Origin of the sequence: Agrobacterium tumefaciens (assembly GCF_005221385.1) — a bacterium.
Lineage (GTDB): Bacteria > Pseudomonadota > Alphaproteobacteria > Rhizobiales > Rhizobiaceae > Agrobacterium > Agrobacterium tomkonis.
The window spans coordinates 2,029,191-2,045,326 of record NZ_CP039903.1 but is presented as its reverse complement, the minus strand read 5'-3'; the positions used below and the strand labels follow the sequence as shown (position 1 = coordinate 2,045,326).

Here is a 16,136-nt window from a genome sequence, read left to right as displayed (position 1 = left end):
TGCATATAGCTTATTGCTCTCTTGGCCGCTGACAAGCGCCATTCGAATGACTATGTCGTGACTTAGTATTTCCTTATCGGCAAAGCGAGACTCGAATATGGCAGCGGAGACGATAAATTCGGCTGATGATGCGGCCGGGCTTGCGGCGATGATTTCCCGCGCCGCCGAACAGACTGGTGACGCCAAGCGCGGGCCGGCCCCGGTGGATCGCTGGAATCCGCCCTTTTGCGGCGATCTCGACATGGAAATCCGCGCCGATGGCACATGGTTCTACCTCGGCACCCCCATCGGCAGGGCGCCGCTGGTGCGGCTGTTTTCCACGGTTCTGCGCAAGGATGAGGACGGCAAGACCTATCTTGTAACTCCTGTGGAAAAAGTCGGCATCCGGGTGGTGGATGCACCATTCGTCGCGGTGGAAATGACGGCGAATGCGGGTGTCGAGGATGGCGAATCCTTGCTGACCTTTCGCACCAATGTCGGCGACGTGGTGGAGGCGGGGCCGGAGCATCCGCTGCGCTTTGAAATTTTCGGTGAAAACCGCGAATTGAAACCCTATCTTCTGGTGCGCGGCCGGTTGGAGGCGCTCGTCTCGCGGGCCGTGATGTATGATCTCGTTGCGCTCGGCGAGGTGATCGACGTGGATGGCGTCGAGATGTTTGCGGTGCGCTCGGGCGGGGTAATCTTTCCGGTGATGCCCGCAAAGGAACTGGAACGGCTTTCACAATGACGATGATGACAACGGGCCTCAAGGCTTTTACCGCCGCCGATTTCCGCCGCCGTGTGCTGCAGGAAGGCGAGGGCGTGGCCGAGCGGGAAAATGGCGACCATGTGCTCAATCCGGGCGTGGTGCTCTCTGGCAACGGCATTCGGCTGAAGGATGCCGCAGTGCTGATACCGGTTATCGACGATGGCAACGATGCGCGGGTGATCTTTACCCAGCGCACGGCAACCCTGCGCCAACATTCAGGCCAGATTTCCTTTCCGGGCGGCGGCATCGATGCCGAGGACCGCACGCCGGAAGAGGCAGCGCTGCGCGAGACGGAAGAGGAGATCGGCCTTTCCAGGTCCTTCGTGGAAACGGTCGGACGGCTGCCGGATTATATTTCCGGGACCGGTTTTCGCATCAAGCCGGTACTGTCCGTCGTCCGTCCCGGCTTTGATTTGACGCTTAATCCCACGGAGGTGGATGAGGTTTTCGAGGTGCCGCTGTCCTTTTTGATGGACCCGGTCAATCACGGGCGCGGCAGCCGCATCTTTCAGGGGAAGGAGCGGTTTTTCTACGAAATGCCCTATGGCGAACGCTACATTTGGGGCATTACGGCGGGCATCGTACGGACGATTTACGAGAGGTTTTATACATGAATAGCCTTGCCGGGCGTGACTGGTTCGAAAAACCTGCGCTGAAGCGCATCTTCACGCTTCTGAATGCCGATGGCGGCGAGGTGCGGATCGTCGGCGGCGCGGTGCGCAATGCGCTGATGGACTTGCCGGTCGTCGATGTCGACATGGCAACGACGCTTACCCCCGATGTGGTTGTTGCGCGGGCGAAGGCGGCGGGCATCAAGGCGGTGCCAACCGGCATCGAACACGGCACGGTAACGCTGGTGATCGATGGCGAAGGTTTTGAAGTCACGACTTTGCGCCGTGATGTCGAGACCAATGGCCGCCACGCGCAGGTCGCCTTCGGTACCGACTGGCAGACCGATGCCGAGCGGCGGGACCTCACCATCAATGCTCTTTATGCCGACGAGAAGGGCGAGATCATCGATCTCATCGATGGCCTTCCGGATGTGGAAACCCGCACGGTGCGCTTTATCGGCGATGCGGCGATGCGGATTTCGGAAGATTATCTGCGGATTCTCCGGTTTTTCCGGTTTTTCGCTCATTATGGCTCAGGTCGCCCCGATGCAGATGGTCTTCGGGCAAGCGCGCGGGCCAAGGACAAGCTTGGTACGCTTTCGGCCGAGCGCATCTGGAGCGAGCTGAAAAAGCTGCTTTCCGCCCGCGATCCTTCCCGCGCCCTGCTGTGGATGCGGCAATCGGGTGTTCTGGCGGAAATTCTGCCCGAAACGGAGAAATGGGGCATCGATGCCATTCACGGGCTGGTGGCGACGGAGCAGTCCCTCGGCTGGGCGGTGGACCCCATGCTACGGCTTGCCGCCATCGTGCCGCCCGACAAGGAGCGGTTGGCGGCGCTTGCAACGCGACTGAGGCTGTCGAAGGCTGAGGCCGGATATCTTGCTAATTGGGCTTCCGCCCCGGTTATCGACCCTGAAATGAAGGAGACGGCGCTTGACCGGCTGCTTTATCGTGAGGGCGTCGAGGGTGTGAAGACGCGGCTGAAGCTCGCGCTTGTCTCGGCCCGTGCCGACCTTTCGGCGGGTGATGCGGCGATGCAGAAAGTGGCGCGTCTTTCGACGCTGCTGACGAGAGCGGAAAAATTCAAGAAACCGGGATTTCCCTTGAGCGGTGCGGATGTGATGGCCGCCGGCGTCGAATCTGGCCCGAAGGTGGGCGAGGTGCTGAAAAGCCTTGAGGAAAAGTGGATCGACGTCAATTTCTCACTGGACCGGGCAGCGCTGACCGCCCGGCTGAAAACCATGCTGGAGAATTGAGGCCGCAGCGATGACGGCGGTTCGGCTTAAGCCGCATTTGCCTCATCGCGGATGCGGGCCTTGATATTGTCGATCATATTTTCGCGGATCGTGGTTTCGCCATGGGCCGAGCGCATATGCTCCACCGTGCGGCGGACAACTTCGGCGTCGTCATCGGCGCGTGTATGCCAGGCACAGCCGGGCACGAGCGTTCCACATTCAAACAGTCTCATTGGTTTTGCCTCCCTGTTTCGAGTGAGGGACAGCATTGAATGAACATGCTGTCCCTCGCACAAGAAACGAATGTTCGCCGCTTATGTTCCAGAGCGGCGTCCTTCGACCTTATTCAGGCCCCTATTCGGGCATCGCCCAGCACTGGAAAACAGAGGATGTGCTGGCTGCCGGGACTTTTGTACGAGGCATTTCGTCATTGGCCGCCCGCCGTGCCGTCGTTTGTCCGGCAAGGGTGCGCTTTACCTGTTCGACATAAAAGGAATGCGGCAGTTCGCGATCGCCCGTGGCACGCATTTCCGCTGCCAGGCGGTCGATCAAATCAGGGGTATCGATGGATTGCGGTGCTGCCTCGGGGGAAGCAGAAATAGGCATGCTGTTCGAAGTAATCATGACGATAGCTCCTCCAGTACGTCTGCGGGAGGAGACTACCACTGCCTTGATTTTTCCATAAGTCCTAATTTGCGCCATTTGCGACAAATTGGCTGATGAGCGTCAAATTTGCGTGAGGTTTTTTAGGGCCAGCGAACCACCGGCGGCAAAGACGACAGGATCGATTCGACGTTGCCGCCCGTCTTCAGGCCGAAGATGGTGCCGCGATCGTAAAGCAGGTTGAATTCCACGTAGCGGCCGCGGCGGATAAGCTGCTCGTCGCGGTCCTCTTCCGTCCAGTTCTGGTTGAAATTGGCGCGGACGATTTTCGGATAGACCAGATTGAAGGCGCGGCCGACATCCTGCACAAAGGCGAAATTGGCGTCCCAGCCGCCCTTTTCTTCTTCCGGATGCAGCCAGTCGAAGAAGATGCCGCCGGTGCCGCGTGGCTCGTTGCGGTGTTTCAGGAAGAAATAATCGTCGCACCACGTCTTGTATCGCGGATAATCGGCGACCGGATGACGGTTGCAGGTGATCTCGAAGGCGCGGTGGAACAGCTGGGTGTCCGGGTCCTCTTCGTTGCGCCTGCGTCCCAGCACCGGCGTCAGATCCGCACCGCCGCCGAACCAGTGGCTGGTGGTGACGACCATGCGGGTGTTCATATGGACGGCCGGCACATTGGGATTGACCGGATGGGCAATCAGCGAAAGGCCCGAGGCCCAGAAACGCGGGTCCTCTTCCGCACCCGGTATCTGCTTGCGGAATTCCGGCGAAAATTCGCCATAGACGGTGGAAGTGTGCACGCCGACCTTTTCGAAGACGCGGCCTTCCATCATCGACATCCTGCCGCCGCCGCCTTCGCCATTGTCGCGCAGCCAGTCTTTCTGCACGAAGCGGCCGGGCTCCTGATCCGACAGGGGGCCGGTCAGGTCGTTTTCGAGCGTTTCGAAGGAGGTGACGATGGTGTCGCGCAGATGCTGGAACCACGCCTGGGCAACGGCCTTCTTGTCTTCGATGTCCTCGGGCAAGCCCTTCGGCAAGATTGGCCGTTCCATATCTCTTCTCTCCTGCTGTGAAGTCCGTTCCCTGCCGCGTCTAGCAGGTGTTTGCGCCGCGCACAAATTCGACTCGCCAAGGCGGCGTGCCGACACTATCTTTACCGATGTAGGTGCCAGAGGTGAATATCATGACGAAATTTGCCGGACCGCCCCTCGACGGGCTGAAGCGCAGGATTGCCAATCACCGCAAGGAACGCGAAAGCGCCGGCGGCGAACAAAAACGGGACGGCATGTTCGTGCGCCAGACCTTCTGTCTTGGGCGTGAGGAGGCCCGTGCCAAGGCGCGCGAATGGTTCGACAGCTTTCCGAAGGCCGCCTATTGGACAGAAGTGGAAAGCTGGCGGCTGCTGGAAGGCGACCGCATTGAATTCACCATGCGCAGGCTTCCCTCGGCCGATTGAGTTTCAGAGCGGTTTCGCATTTCCGGACGGGAAGCCGAGGACCACTTTTCCTGGAAAGGCTCAGGCGCGCGGCTCGGCATAACGCAGGCGGCTTTCGATCAGCACGCCGCTTTCATCCAGAATGGGATGCGCCACCGAAACGATATGGGCGTTGATGCGCTTCAGATCCCGCAGCATGTCGAGGTGCAGCGAGCTGGTCTGCATGCTTTCTGCCAACCCGTCACGCAGACGCTCCAGATGGCGGTTGGAGGACTGTTTTTCGAGGCGGCGTATATCCACCTTGCTTTCCATCAGCCGGCGGGCAAGATCGAAATCGCCGGTGACCAGAATGCTCTGCGCGGCCCGCAGATTTTCAATGGTCATGTCGAACAGGGTTTTCAGCTCCTCGTAACCGTCGTCGGAAAATTTGAAGCTGTTCAGCACCTTCTTGCGGATCTGCTCGCAGATGCCTTTTTCGATGATATCGCCGATATGTTCGAGATTGATCGCATAGTCGATGATGGCGATCGAACGGCGTGCTTCCTCGTCGGCAAGCCCCTTGCGCCCCAGTTGCGAAAGATAGACCTTCACCTCCTGCTGGCGGCGGTCGACCTTCTTTTCGAGCAGGGAAACTTCCTGAAGCGGCGCCAGATCATTGTGCTTGAAGGCGTTTTCGGCGCGGATCAGCATCCGCTCGATGCTGTCGCCGACGCTTAGGACTTCGCGGGTGGCGTTGGCAAGCGCGACGACGGGCATATCAAGCGCCTGCTGGTCGAGGAAATTCGGGCCGTCTTCAGCCTTCGGATCGCCCGGCACCAGTTTCGCCATCAGGTCGGATATCAGGCCGGAGAAGGGCCAGGCCACCGCCGCCAGAATGACGTTGAAGATGAGATGCGCATCCACTGGCAACTTGGCGGGCGAAAGCGGTAATTGCTGCAAATACGCCGCGCCGTAAGAGGCGAGCGGCATGGCGATGAGGCAGCCGATGGTGCGCACCACGAGGTTGCCGATGGTGATGCGTCGCGCAGATGCGGGCCCGGAAAGTGTGGCGATGACGGGCGGAATGGCGCCGCCGAGGTTGGCGCCGAGAATGAGAACGATGATGAGGCCGGCGGAAAGCGTGCCGGTGGCGGCCAGCGACAGGATCAGCACCACGACGGCAAGGCTGGAAGAGGAGACGAAGGCCAGCACCGCGGAGAAGATCAACGCGACGGGCCATGCGCCATCCAGCAGGCCGATGAAGACGCCAAGGGCGGGGGAGGCGCGCATCGGTTCCGTGGCCCCGCTCAAAAGATGCAGCGACAGAAGCATGAGGCCTATGCCAATCACCGCCGTTCCGCCGCCCTGTCTGGCATTGGAACTGCCTTTCTTGAGGATGATGCCTGAAAGGATCAAAAGTGGTGACAGCCATTCCACCCCGGCGGCCACAATCCATGCGGTGACTGCGGTGCCGACATTGGCGCCAAGCAGCACCACCTGCGCCATGCGCGGTTTGATGAGGTCACGTTCGGCGAAGGAGGCGACGGTGAGCGCCGTTGCCGTCGAGCTTTGAAGCGCGACGGTGGCGAAGAAGCCGGAAAAGAAGGAACGCGGGCCGTTCTGGGTGCCTGTGGCCAGCACGCTTCTGAGTTTCATGCCGAAGGCGCGGGTGACGCCGTCCTTGACCTGCGCCAAGCCGAAAAGCAGCAGCGCGACCGCGCCGAGAAGGTTGACGATGACAATGGTGGATTGCATGCTACGTCTCCTCACACCCGCCGGCGGATTGCCCCGGCGAGGGCGATTTTTAGTTGCCCGGCTAATCAGTATAGGAGCGTGAACGCGTCCGGTACAGGCCATGTTGCGACAGTTTCGCGATGAAATCGGTCAATTTTCATATTTGCCTGAAAAAATGGCTGCAAAGATGGCGGGTCAGGCCCATTCCGTCTGGCGCAAGGCCTCGCCGGAGATCATCGCCGCCGACATGGCGACGTTGATGGAGCGTTGTCCGGGCACCATGGGGATGATGATTCGCTCATCCGCTTTTTCATGCACGTGGTCTGGCACGCCGGCACTTTCCCGCCCGAAGAGCAGGATATCATCGGTGCGGTAGCTGATATCAGTATAGGGCAGGGCGGCCTTGGTAGAGGCGAGAACAAGGCGGCGCCCGGTGGCTGCACGCCATTCCTCGAAGCGATCCCAGCTGACATGGCGCGTCAGTGCCGCCGCGGCAATATAATCCATGCCCGCCCGTTTCAGATTGCGGTCGGAAATATCGAAGCCGGCCGGCTCGATGATATCGACGCCGAGGCCAAGGCAGGCGGCCAATCGCAGGATGGTGCCGGTATTGCCGGGAATATCGGGCTGATAAAGGGCGATTCTGATTTCGGGCATGGTTTTCTCATGGCGATTGGAGTGCCTGCCCGATTATCACGAGCGGCGGGCGGGCAACAGATGCGGCACAAAAAGTCCTTTTCCGGTGCCGTCGTCGGCCGGATATTCATTCGCGTGACACACAGGGCGGCTACCCATTCACCAGCACATCGTCAGGCCAGTCCGGAACATCGGTCGTGGCCGTCACGATATCTTTTCGAGCCGGATTTTCTGCACGCAACAACAGGAGGACGCGATGTCCGAACGGGTGAATTTTGTCCATCTGACCGATCTGCATATCGGCAATCCGCAGCTGCAGGATGATGATCTTTATTCCGACACCTCGGCTACGTTGTCCGCCACGCTCACGCAGATCAAGGCGTTGGTGCCGCCGCCGGAATTCATCGTCGTCAGCGGCGATCTGACCAACCGGGGCGATGCCGCCAGCTATGAAGAACTCAAGCGCCTGATGGCTGAGGCGGAACTGGATGTGCCGGTGCTTTTCGCGCTCGGCAATCATGATCGTCGTGACGGCTTTTACCCCGTCATGCTCGGCCGCCACGAAGATCTGGACGCACCTTACGACCATTCGCAGGTGATTTCGGATATCCATGTCATCGTCATGGATACCAGCGTTCCCGGCAAGGTCGGTGGCGCTTTCGAGCCCGGCCAGATCGAATGGCTCGAGGAAGAACTCGAAAACCATCCCGACCTGCCGAAACTCCTGGTGATGCACCATGCGCCGGCGCTGGATTTCGACCGTCCCGACGCGGAGTGGGAATCCCTGTCCTTCGACGATACCGAGGCGCTGGACGAGGTGCTGTTCGAACACGACGTTATGGGCATTCTGGCGGGCCATATCCATTATGATCGCATGTCGCACTGGCAGGGTATTCCCGTTGTCGTCGGCATCGGCCAGCATTTCGCTACCGATCCGCTCTGGCTGCATGAGGGTGTGCGCATGCTGTCGGGTGCATCTTTTGCCATCGGCACGGTGCGGGATACCGGTCTGACTGTCACCTTCGCGCCACAGCCCAGCGATCGCCGGGAACTCAAGCGTCATACGCAGGCCGGCATGGTTGAGCTCGTTACGGAATATGAAAGCGGGCAGGCGCAGGACGCAGCCGAATAAGACGGCATATTCATATTGAGTGATGGGCGGTAACCTTTGCGGGTAAATCCGCCCATTTTGTTCTGTTGGACACAATCGAGAGTTTTCTGACGCATCCAGTATCTTTCCGACTGGTCATTGATTAATTTTTACGCTACAAGGCCACATCTTCAACACCAGCTAGGGAGGTTCTCATGGATATTCACATTCGCTTTCGCCTCCCGGCCCCAGTAGTGCCGCTGCTGGCTTAGGTGTTACTCTGCGGTTTGACCGCGTTTCCCATTTCTCGATTCGTCATGTGGCTGTCACGGCCATATCCAAAGACTTTTCCGTTCCGTCGTGAGCCATATTTGCGTTTGCTCACCTTTCGATGGGGCGATTGATTGCCGGAGCTTGGCCTATGTTTGGCTGGTTTGAAAAACGCCTCGATCCATTTCCCTCTTCGACGCCGGATGTGCCGCCGAAGAGACTGTTGCCGTTCCTGTGGCATTATGTGAAGCCCGCCTGGCCGTGGCTGCTGCTGCTTGGCCTGATGTCCATGGGCATCGCCATTGCGGAAGCCATGCTCTACAAATTCCTCGGCAATATCGTCGACTGGCTTTCCACGGCCGATCGCGCGACGTTTTTCGCCGATGAGGGCTGGCATCTGATCGTGATGGCCGGACTGGTGCTCGTGGTGCTGCCGCTGATGGGTGCTGTCCACACCATGACGATGCACCAGACGCTTGCCGGCAATTTCGGCATGATCGCGCGCTGGAAAATGCATCGTTTCCTGCTGCGTCACTCCATGAACTTTTTCGCCAATGAATTTGCAGGCCGGGTTTCGACCAAGGTGATGCAGACGGCGCTGGCGATCCGCGAAGTGGCGCTGAAGGTGATTGACGTCTTCGTCTATGCCATCAGCTTCGTCGTCTCGATGCTGTTCATGGTGGCGGCGGCCGACTGGCGGCTGGTCATTCCGCTTCTGGCATGGCTCGGCATCTATATGTGCATTCTCGCCTATTTCGTGCCGAAACTCGGTCGGCTGGCGCAGGAACAGGCCGATGCGCGCTCGATGATGACGGGGCGGATCGTCGACAGCTACACCAATATCTCGACGATCAAGCTGTTTTCCCATGCGGGCCGCGAGGAGAGATATGCGCGTGAGGGTATGAATGTGTTTCTCGGAACCGTTCACCGCCAGATGCGCAAGATCTCCGGCTTCAACATCCTGATCGACCTCAACAATGCCGTGGTGCTGTTTTCCACGGCGGCGCTCGGTCTTTATTTCTGGATGCAGGGTTCGGTGACGGCCGGTTCGGTCGCCATCGCCATCAGCCTCGCCATGCGCGTCAACGGCATGTCGCAGTGGATCATGTGGGAAGTCACGTCGCTGTTCGAAAATATCGGCACGGTCTATGACGGCATGTCGATGATGACGAAACCGCACGATATCGTCGATGTCGCCAAGGCGCCGCAGCTTGCGGCACCGCAGGGCGCCATCCGTTATGACAATGTCCGCTTCCACTACGGCAAGAACAAGGGCGTGATCGACGGGCTAACGCTTGATATCAAGCCGGGCGAGAAGGTTGGTCTCGTCGGTCGCTCGGGCGCTGGCAAGACGACGCTGATGAACCTGCTGCTGCGCTTCTATGATCTGGAAGCAGGCAGGATCACCATCGACGGGCAGGACATCTCGAAGGTATCGCAGGACAGCCTGCGCGAGTTGATCGGCGTGGTGACGCAGGATACTTCGCTGCTGCATCGCTCGATACGCGACAACATCGCCTATGGTCACCCCGAAGCCACCGACGAGCAGGTGATCGCGGCGGCGAAGCGGGCGAATGCCTGGGATTTCATCGAAACGCTGGTCGACATGCATGGTCGCCAGGGTCTCGATGCCCAGGTGGGCGAACGCGGCGTGAAACTCTCCGGCGGCCAGCGCCAGCGTATCGCGATTGCCCGCGTGTTCCTCAAGAATGCGCCGATTCTGGTGCTGGACGAGGCGACCTCGGCACTTGACAGTGAAGTCGAAGCGGCGATCCAGGAGAACCTGTTCTCGCTGATGCAAGGCAAGACGGTGATTGCGATTGCCCACCGTCTTTCGACGCTGACCGAAATGGACCGGCTCATCATCCTCGACAAGGGCCAGATTGTCGAGGCGGGCAGCCATGCGGAGCTGGTGGCGATGGGCGGCATCTATGCCGATCTGTGGCGACGCCAGTCCGGCGGTTTCATCGCCGACCACGAAGCGGAAGTGGCCGCGGAATAAGGAAAGAGAAAGGGCGGGAGTGATCCCGCCCTTTTGTCAAAGGCCTGAACCTCTCTGTCGTCATGCCGGCCTTGAGCCGGTATCCAGCCATGGCGTGTCTGCGCCGTGAGAAACGCATTTTTTTGTGATCAGGCGCGGAACGTGTCTGACTTCGAAACCGGAGTAAAGGCATGCGAATGGAGCTGATATCACCGCAAGTATCCACCCCTTCCGAGTTTACGACCGAGTGGCGTGGAGCCTTCGAAAATGCTGAGGTCAATGCCCTTCATGCCGAGTGCTTTGCGCATCGGCTCCTCGCTGATGACTGGTGGTCGCAGGTCAACCGCTTCAGTCTCGGCTGGGTGTGCACCCGCCATCTGGGGAGGCTCATCGGGTTCGTTAACATCGCATGGGATGGCGGGGTCCACGCGTTTGTTGTCGATACAATGGTGTCGTCTGCTTTCCAACGTCAGGGCATTGCAAAGGCGCTGATAGGGGAGGCGGTTAATCAGACGAAAGATACCGCCTGCGAGTGGCTTCACGTGGATTTTGACCCGCATCTCCGGCAATTCTACTTCGACGCCTGCGGATTCCGCCCTACGGACGCTGGACTCATCGCCCTGAAGTAGGAACATCGCCTGACATCCGTTTTCATTCCCGCCCTTTTCATTTCACGAATGTTACCGAAATATAATCTCTTCCCAAAGGCTCTGCGGCTGTTCCGGCGACGGGAATCCGCCTATATCCGGATGATGGTCATTACGCGCATCTTCGAGTTCTTCGAGAACTGGATTAGGCCCTTCGCCCGCAAGGACGACCTGCGGCCGCCTGAAAACACATTTGCTTTCATCTGGTTTTATATTTCGCAGGCCAAGGCGCCGTTTTTCGCCATGCTGGTGCTGGGCGGGCTGACGGCGGCCATCGAGGCGGCGCTGTTCTGGTTCGTAGGGCGGCTGGTGGATATTCTCTCGACCGTGAAGCCGGAAGAGGGCTGGGCCGGGCTGCTTTCCGCCCATGGTGGCGAGCTGGTGGGCATGCTGGTGTTGATCGGCGTCGTGCGTTTTATCGTCACGATGATTACGGCGCTGGTGGACCAGCAGATCATCACGCCTGGCTTTTACAATCTGGTGCGTTGGCAGTCCTACATGCATGTGGCGCGGCAATCGCTTTCCTTTTTCCAGAACGATTTTTCCGGTCGCATCGTCACCAAGGTCTGGTCGGGCGGGCAGGCGGCGGGTGATCTCGTCACCTCGCTGATGGAAAGCGTCTGGTTCGTCGGCATTTATTCCGTCTCGATGCTGTTTCTGATCGGCGGGCTGGACTGGCGGCTTGCGGTCGTCGTGCTTGTCTGGGTGCTGATCTTTTCGGCGCTGGCGCGTTATTTCGTGCCGCGCATCCGCTACCATTCAAAAGAGACGGCGGAAGCGGCGTCCATGCTTTCCGGCCGTATGGTGGATGCCTATAGCAATATCCAGACGCTGCGGCTGTTCGGGCGTGATGATGCGAATGACCGCTACATGCGGCAGGGCTTCGACATCTTCCAGAATGCCACCATGACGTTCACGCGGTTCATCACCGGCGTGCGCGCCTCCATGGCGTTGCTGTCGGGCGTGATGATCACCTCCATGGCGGCGCTGTGCATTGATCTGTGGCTGTCCGGCAGGATCAGTTCCGGTGCGGTGGCCTTCACGCTGGCGCTGGTGCTGCGCCTCAACTTCCTGCTCGGTCGGTTGATGACGCAGTTCAACGGCATCATGCGCAATTTCGGCACGGTGCAGAATGCCGCCGAGTTGATCTCGCAGCCGATCGGCCTCACTGACGCGCCGGGTGCGGCGGTGCTGGAGGTCAAAAAGCCGAGTATCCGCTTTGAGAATGTCAGCTTCCATTACGGACGGGCAAATGGCGTCATCGACAATCTCAATCTCGAGATCCAGGCGGGCGAAAAAGTCGGTATCGTCGGACGCTCCGGAGCGGGCAAATCCACCCTCGTCAACCTGCTCCTGCGGTTTTACGACGTCGAGAAAGGCCGTATCCTGATCGACGGGCAGGATATTGCCAAAGTGACCCAGGAATCGCTGCGCGCCCATATTGGCATGGTCACGCAGGATACCTCGCTTTTGCACCGCTCCATCCGCGACAACATCATGTTCGGCCGCATGGATGCCACCGAAGCGCAGTTGCGGGAAGCAACGCGCCGGGCCAAGGCGGATGATTTCATCGAGAGGCTGGAAGACCAGCGCGGCCGCATCGGCTTCGATGCCCATGTGGGCGAACGCGGCGTGAAACTCTCCGGCGGCCAGCGGCAGCGCATCGCCATCGCCCGGGTGATGCTGAAGGACGCGCCGATCCTCGTGCTCGACGAGGCGACCTCGGCGCTCGATTCTGAGGTGGAGGCGGCGATCCAGAGCAATCTGGATGAGCTGATGCAGGGCAAGACTGTGCTCGCCATCGCTCACCGGCTATCGACGATCGCGGCGCTGGACCGGCTGATCGTGATGGATCAGGGTCGCATCGTCGAACAGGGCAGCCATTCCGATCTGGTCTCGCAGGGCGGACTTTATTCGGAGCTTTGGGCACGGCAATCGGGTGGTTTTCTCGCTGCCGAGGAAGCTGCCCAATAAAGGCGCGCGCTATTTTCCGATCATGAAATCCGCCACCAGTCCGTAATGATTGGAGCCGAGGCTGTCGGGCAGGCGGGTCGTCTTCATCAGGATTGCCGGCGCACGGGCGAAGATGTGGTCTATGGCGATGCCGAAGCGACCGGCTTCCGTCGGCCAGGTGGCGGGTTCGAAGGTCGCTTTCTTCAGTTCGTTGGCGGCGAGGAAAGCGCGCATGTCGGGGGCGATGCTCGCCGAATTGAAGTCTCCCGCCAGAATGAGCGGCCCAGTGACGCGAAAGAGAATTTCGCTGACCTCATCCAGCTCATCGCGGTGATAATCGTCGAAATAGGGTTTGGTGATGTGCCCGGCGGCAAGCGTCAGTTCCGTGCCGTCGACATCGACGCTGGCAATTGCGAAACGGTCGCGGCGCAGATCGCTAAGGCTGTGGAAACGGCCTTCCAGCAACGGCCGCTTCGACAGGATCAAAAGGTCGCAGGTCGGTGTTCCCGAATAACAGCCGAGCCTGTGGGGATAGGTTTGCTCAAGCCGTGGCAGAGCCGATTGCAGCGCTGCCGCCTCGAACAGATAGACCGCATCCGCGCCTGATTCGAGAATGGTGTCGGCAATCGCATCCGCGTTGGCGGCATTGTCCATCAGCACGTTGAAGGACAAAAGCCGGAAAGGCCTCGCATCCGATGCCGGATTGGCGGATGTGGAGAATTCCATCAGCATGGCGATGGCGTGGATGGCAAGTGCAAGAGACCAGACCACGAGCAGGGCGGAAACCGCATCGCGCGTGAACCAAAAGACGAGGCACGACAACAGGATACAGACAATGGCGATGTGGAGCTGGAAACTTGTGACGAAGGCGAGAAGCCAGAAATCCGTCACATAACGCAGGCTGGCGATGAAAAGAACGGCAGCCACCATCGTGGAGACCATGCAAGCGAGCTTCGCCGTCATTCGAATCCCTGCTTTCCGAGCTCTCCCTGTGCGTCTCGTAACATGGGGCACAGGCGGGCACAATGTTGCCCACCTGCCAAGGCTCGGGAAAAATGCGAAACAAATCGGCCCCCTCAGGCAGAATTACGGCAGCTTTGTGTGCTTTGCTCTTGCCAAGTCAGTCAATATTTTGCGATCAAACACAGTGACGCGGTTTCTTGATGCCGCAGTTGTGTCCAGGACGATGGGACGGAGTTTGTCCTGGATCAAATCATAGCGGGAGGACTCATGCGATTTACGGCAAAAACAGCGCAGAGGATGGTGTAGCGGTGAGCGAGCACGTAACCAATCACGACGCCTCGGGTGAACCGACCCGTCGCGATTTTCTTTATCTAGTAACCGGAATGACGGGCGCCGTTGGCGCTGCTGCAGTCGCATGGCCTTTCATCGACCAGATGCGTCCCGATGCATCGACGCTGGCGCTCGCTTCCATCGAAGTGAATGTCGCGGCGGTCGAGCCGGGCATGTCGCTTACCGTGAAGTGGCGCGGCAAGCCGATTTTCATCCGCAACCGCACGGAAAAGGAAATCGATGAAGCCAAGGCGGTCGCTCTCGGCGACCTCAAGGATCCGGTGGCACGCAACGCCAATATCGCCGTCGACGCCCAGGCGACGGATGTTGACCGTTCGGCCGGCGAGGGCAAGGAGAACTGGATCGTCATGATCGGCTCCTGCACCCATCTCGGTTGCGTTCCGCTCGGCCAGGCCGGCGATTTCGGCGGGTGGTTCTGTCCCTGCCATGGCTCGCACTACGATACGGCGGGCCGCATTCGTAAGGGTCCGGCGCCGCAGAACCTCGCCATCCCGACATTTGCATTCACATCCGATACCGTGATCAAGATCGGATAAGGGGACAGATATTCATGAGTGGCCATTCCAGTTATCAGCCGTCCACCGGCATCGAGAGGTGGATCGATTCGCGGCTTCCCTTGCCGCGCTTGATCTATGACAGCTTCGTTGCCTATCCTGTCCCGCGTAACCTGAACTACGCTTACACCTTCGGTGCGATGCTTTCCGTCATGCTGATCGTGCAGATCCTCACCGGCGTCGTGCTTGCCATGCATTATGCCGCTGAAACGACGGTTGCCTTCAATTCCGTCGAAAAGATCATGCGTGACGTCAACCACGGCTGGCTGCTGCGTTATATGCACGCCAACGGCGCGTCGTTCTTCTTCATCGCGGTCTATCTGCACATTGCCCGTGGTCTTTATTACGGGTCCTACAAGGCGCCGCGCGAAATCCTCTGGATTCTCGGCTGCGTGATTTATCTCCTGATGATGGCGACGGGCTTCATGGGCTACGTGCTTCCCTGGGGCCAGATGTCCTTCTGGGGTGCGACCGTTATCACCGGCTTCTTCACGGCTTTCCCGCTGATTGGTGAATGGATCCAGCAGTTCCTGCTCGGCGGCTTTGCGGTGGATAATCCGACGCTCAACCGCTTCTTCGCGCTTCATTACCTGCTGCCCTTCATGATCGCGGGTGTCGTCATCCTGCACATCTGGGCGCTGCACGTAACCGGCCAGACCAACCCGACCGGTGTGGAAGTGAAGAGCAAGACCGATACGGTTCCCTTCACGCCCTATGCGACGCTGAAGGATGCGCTTGGCGTTTCGGTGTTCCTCATCGCCTATGCCTGGTTCATCTTCTACATGCCGAACTTCCTCGGCCACCCTGATAACTACATCATGGCGGATCCGCTGAAGACGCCGGCGCATATCGTGCCGGAATGGTATTACCTGCCGTTCTACGCGATGCTGCGCGCCGTCACCGTCAACATCGGGCCGATCGATTCCAAGCTCGGTGGTGTTCTCGTGATGTTCGGGGCGATCATCGTGCTGTTCTTCTTGCCCTGGCTCGATACGTCGAAGGTTCGTTCCGCCGTCTATCGTCCGTGGTACAAATTGTTCTTCTGGATTTTCGTGGTCAACGCCATCGTGCTCGGCTGGCTGGGTTCGCGCCCTGCTGAGGGTAGTGGCCTGATCGGGCTGATCTTCTTCGGCGATATAAAAGGCAACTATGTTGGCTTTTCACAGCTCGGCACGTTCTATTATTTCGGGTTCTTCCTCGTCATCATGCCGATCCTCGGTCTGGTCGAAACGCCGCGGCGTATTCCGAATTCCATTACCGAGGCCGTTCTTGAAAAGAACGCCGCCAAGAAGGGTGCCGCGCCAGCGGCCGCCCAGATCTGAGCGCGAAGGAAGGATGACGAC

Annotated in this window: 16 protein-coding genes; 10 read left to right on the top strand and 6 right to left on the bottom strand. The window is 59.2% G+C overall.

From position 1 onward, the window contains the following. The first annotated feature begins 97 nt into the window (after positions 1-97). From CFBP6623_RS10260 to CFBP6623_RS10250, 3 genes are read left to right on the top strand one after another with little or no spacing between them, the layout of a single operon-like run. On the top strand, positions 98-727 hold the full coding sequence (locus CFBP6623_RS10260; RefSeq protein ID WP_046797937.1) for a DUF1285 domain-containing protein: 630 nt from the start codon (positions 98-100) through the stop codon (positions 725-727). Then, a complete protein-coding gene (locus CFBP6623_RS10255; protein WP_046797938.1) occupies positions 724-1,362 on the top strand; it encodes an NUDIX hydrolase in 639 nt (212 codons plus the stop codon). The genes CFBP6623_RS10260 and CFBP6623_RS10255 overlap by 4 nt, the downstream gene beginning before the upstream one ends. Further along, entirely contained in the window at positions 1,359-2,615 is a 1,257-nt protein-coding gene (locus tag CFBP6623_RS10250; RefSeq protein ID WP_046797939.1) for a CCA tRNA nucleotidyltransferase, read from the top strand. The genes CFBP6623_RS10255 and CFBP6623_RS10250 overlap by 4 nt, the downstream gene beginning before the upstream one ends. Positions 2,616-2,641: 26 nt before the next feature. Here CFBP6623_RS10250 and CFBP6623_RS10245 read toward each other — a convergent pair whose 3' ends face one another. From CFBP6623_RS10245 to hemF, 3 genes are all read right to left on the bottom strand, one after another. After that, positions 2,642-2,827 (bottom strand): DUF1059 domain-containing protein, encoded by a 186-nt coding sequence (locus CFBP6623_RS10245; protein WP_046797940.1) that lies wholly within the window; start codon positions 2,825-2,827, stop codon positions 2,642-2,644. Between the two features lie 121 nt (positions 2,828-2,948). Then, positions 2,949-3,218, bottom strand: a complete 270-nt coding sequence (locus CFBP6623_RS10240; RefSeq protein ID WP_046797941.1) for a hypothetical protein — start codon at positions 3,216-3,218, stop codon at positions 2,949-2,951. A 122-nt stretch (positions 3,219-3,340) separates the two neighbouring features. Then, on the bottom strand, positions 3,341-4,252 hold the full coding sequence (gene hemF, locus CFBP6623_RS10235; RefSeq protein ID WP_046797942.1) for an oxygen-dependent coproporphyrinogen oxidase: 912 nt from the start codon (positions 4,250-4,252) through the stop codon (positions 3,341-3,343). Positions 4,253-4,383: 131 nt separating this feature from the next. On the opposite strand from hemF, the gene CFBP6623_RS10230 reads away from it, so the two are divergent. Then, positions 4,384-4,656, top strand: coding sequence for a hypothetical protein (locus tag CFBP6623_RS10230; protein WP_046797943.1), 273 nt, complete (start codon positions 4,384-4,386; stop codon positions 4,654-4,656). Between the two features lie 60 nt (positions 4,657-4,716). On the opposite strand, the gene CFBP6623_RS10225 is transcribed toward CFBP6623_RS10230, so the two are convergent. Both CFBP6623_RS10225 and CFBP6623_RS10220 read right to left on the bottom strand, forming a co-directional pair. Further along, positions 4,717-6,369: a Na/Pi cotransporter family protein gene (locus CFBP6623_RS10225; protein ID WP_046797944.1), complete on the bottom strand. Its 1,653-nt coding sequence runs from the start codon at positions 6,367-6,369 to the stop codon at positions 4,717-4,719. Positions 6,370-6,543: 174 nt separating this feature from the next. After that, positions 6,544-7,005, bottom strand: coding sequence for a tRNA (cytidine(34)-2'-O)-methyltransferase (locus CFBP6623_RS10220; protein ID WP_046797945.1), 462 nt, complete (start codon positions 7,003-7,005; stop codon positions 6,544-6,546). A gap of 235 nt (positions 7,006-7,240) precedes the next feature. Between CFBP6623_RS10220 and CFBP6623_RS10215 the strand changes: the two genes are divergently transcribed. From CFBP6623_RS10215 to CFBP6623_RS10200, 4 genes are all read left to right on the top strand, one after another. After that, positions 7,241-8,116: a phosphodiesterase gene (locus tag CFBP6623_RS10215; protein WP_046797946.1), complete on the top strand. Its 876-nt coding sequence runs from the start codon at positions 7,241-7,243 to the stop codon at positions 8,114-8,116. Between the two features lie 379 nt (positions 8,117-8,495). Continuing rightward, positions 8,496-10,346, top strand: a complete 1,851-nt coding sequence (locus CFBP6623_RS10210) for an ABC transporter ATP-binding protein (RefSeq protein WP_046797947.1) — start codon at positions 8,496-8,498, stop codon at positions 10,344-10,346. Positions 10,347-10,516: 170 nt separating this feature from the next. Continuing rightward, positions 10,517-10,954, top strand: coding sequence for a GNAT family N-acetyltransferase (locus CFBP6623_RS10205; protein ID WP_225341611.1), 438 nt, complete (start codon positions 10,517-10,519; stop codon positions 10,952-10,954). A gap of 123 nt (positions 10,955-11,077) precedes the next feature. After that, a complete protein-coding gene (locus CFBP6623_RS10200; protein WP_062654279.1) occupies positions 11,078-12,946 on the top strand; it encodes an ABC transporter ATP-binding protein in 1,869 nt (622 codons plus the stop codon). 9 nt (positions 12,947-12,955) lie between these two features. On the opposite strand, the gene CFBP6623_RS10195 is transcribed toward CFBP6623_RS10200, so the two are convergent. After that, positions 12,956-13,888 carry an endonuclease/exonuclease/phosphatase family protein gene (locus tag CFBP6623_RS10195; protein ID WP_046797948.1) on the bottom strand — a complete coding sequence of 311 codons (933 nt, stop codon included), beginning with the start codon at positions 13,886-13,888 and terminating at the stop codon, positions 12,956-12,958. A gap of 308 nt (positions 13,889-14,196) precedes the next feature. Here CFBP6623_RS10195 and petA point away from each other — a divergent pair, with 308 nt between their 5' ends. Then, positions 14,197-14,775: a ubiquinol-cytochrome c reductase iron-sulfur subunit gene (gene petA, locus CFBP6623_RS10190; RefSeq protein ID WP_046797949.1), complete on the top strand. Its 579-nt coding sequence runs from the start codon at positions 14,197-14,199 to the stop codon at positions 14,773-14,775. 14 nt (positions 14,776-14,789) lie between these two features. After that, positions 14,790-16,115: a cytochrome b gene (locus tag CFBP6623_RS10185; RefSeq protein WP_046797950.1), complete on the top strand. Its 1,326-nt coding sequence runs from the start codon at positions 14,790-14,792 to the stop codon at positions 16,113-16,115. Positions 16,116-16,136: the final 21 nt, after the last annotated feature.

Coding starts and splice junctions, on each gene's coding strand:
- CFBP6623_RS10210 (WP_046797947.1), top strand. CDS start 8,496: ATGTTTGGCTGGTTTGAAAAACGCCTCGATCCATTTCCCTCTTCGACG.
- hemF (WP_046797942.1), bottom strand. CDS start 4,252: ATGGAACGGCCAATCTTGCCGAAGGGCTTGCCCGAGGACATCGAAGAC.
- CFBP6623_RS10195 (WP_046797948.1), bottom strand. CDS start 13,888: ATGACGGCGAAGCTCGCTTGCATGGTCTCCACGATGGTGGCTGCCGTT.
- CFBP6623_RS10230 (WP_046797943.1), top strand. CDS start 4,384: ATGACGAAATTTGCCGGACCGCCCCTCGACGGGCTGAAGCGCAGGATT.
- CFBP6623_RS10200 (WP_062654279.1), top strand. CDS start 11,078: ATGGTCATTACGCGCATCTTCGAGTTCTTCGAGAACTGGATTAGGCCC.
- CFBP6623_RS10240 (WP_046797941.1), bottom strand. CDS start 3,218: ATGATTACTTCGAACAGCATGCCTATTTCTGCTTCCCCCGAGGCAGCA.
- CFBP6623_RS10215 (WP_046797946.1), top strand. CDS start 7,241: ATGTCCGAACGGGTGAATTTTGTCCATCTGACCGATCTGCATATCGGC.
- CFBP6623_RS10205 (WP_225341611.1), top strand. CDS start 10,517: ATGCGAATGGAGCTGATATCACCGCAAGTATCCACCCCTTCCGAGTTT.
- CFBP6623_RS10220 (WP_046797945.1), bottom strand. CDS start 7,005: ATGCCCGAAATCAGAATCGCCCTTTATCAGCCCGATATTCCCGGCAAT.
- CFBP6623_RS10255 (WP_046797938.1), top strand. CDS start 724: ATGACGATGATGACAACGGGCCTCAAGGCTTTTACCGCCGCCGATTTC.
- CFBP6623_RS10185 (WP_046797950.1), top strand. CDS start 14,790: ATGAGTGGCCATTCCAGTTATCAGCCGTCCACCGGCATCGAGAGGTGG.
- CFBP6623_RS10225 (WP_046797944.1), bottom strand. CDS start 6,369: ATGCAATCCACCATTGTCATCGTCAACCTTCTCGGCGCGGTCGCGCTG.
- CFBP6623_RS10245 (WP_046797940.1), bottom strand. CDS start 2,827: ATGAGACTGTTTGAATGTGGAACGCTCGTGCCCGGCTGTGCCTGGCAT.
- CFBP6623_RS10260 (WP_046797937.1), top strand. CDS start 98: ATGGCAGCGGAGACGATAAATTCGGCTGATGATGCGGCCGGGCTTGCG.
- CFBP6623_RS10250 (WP_046797939.1), top strand. CDS start 1,359: ATGAATAGCCTTGCCGGGCGTGACTGGTTCGAAAAACCTGCGCTGAAG.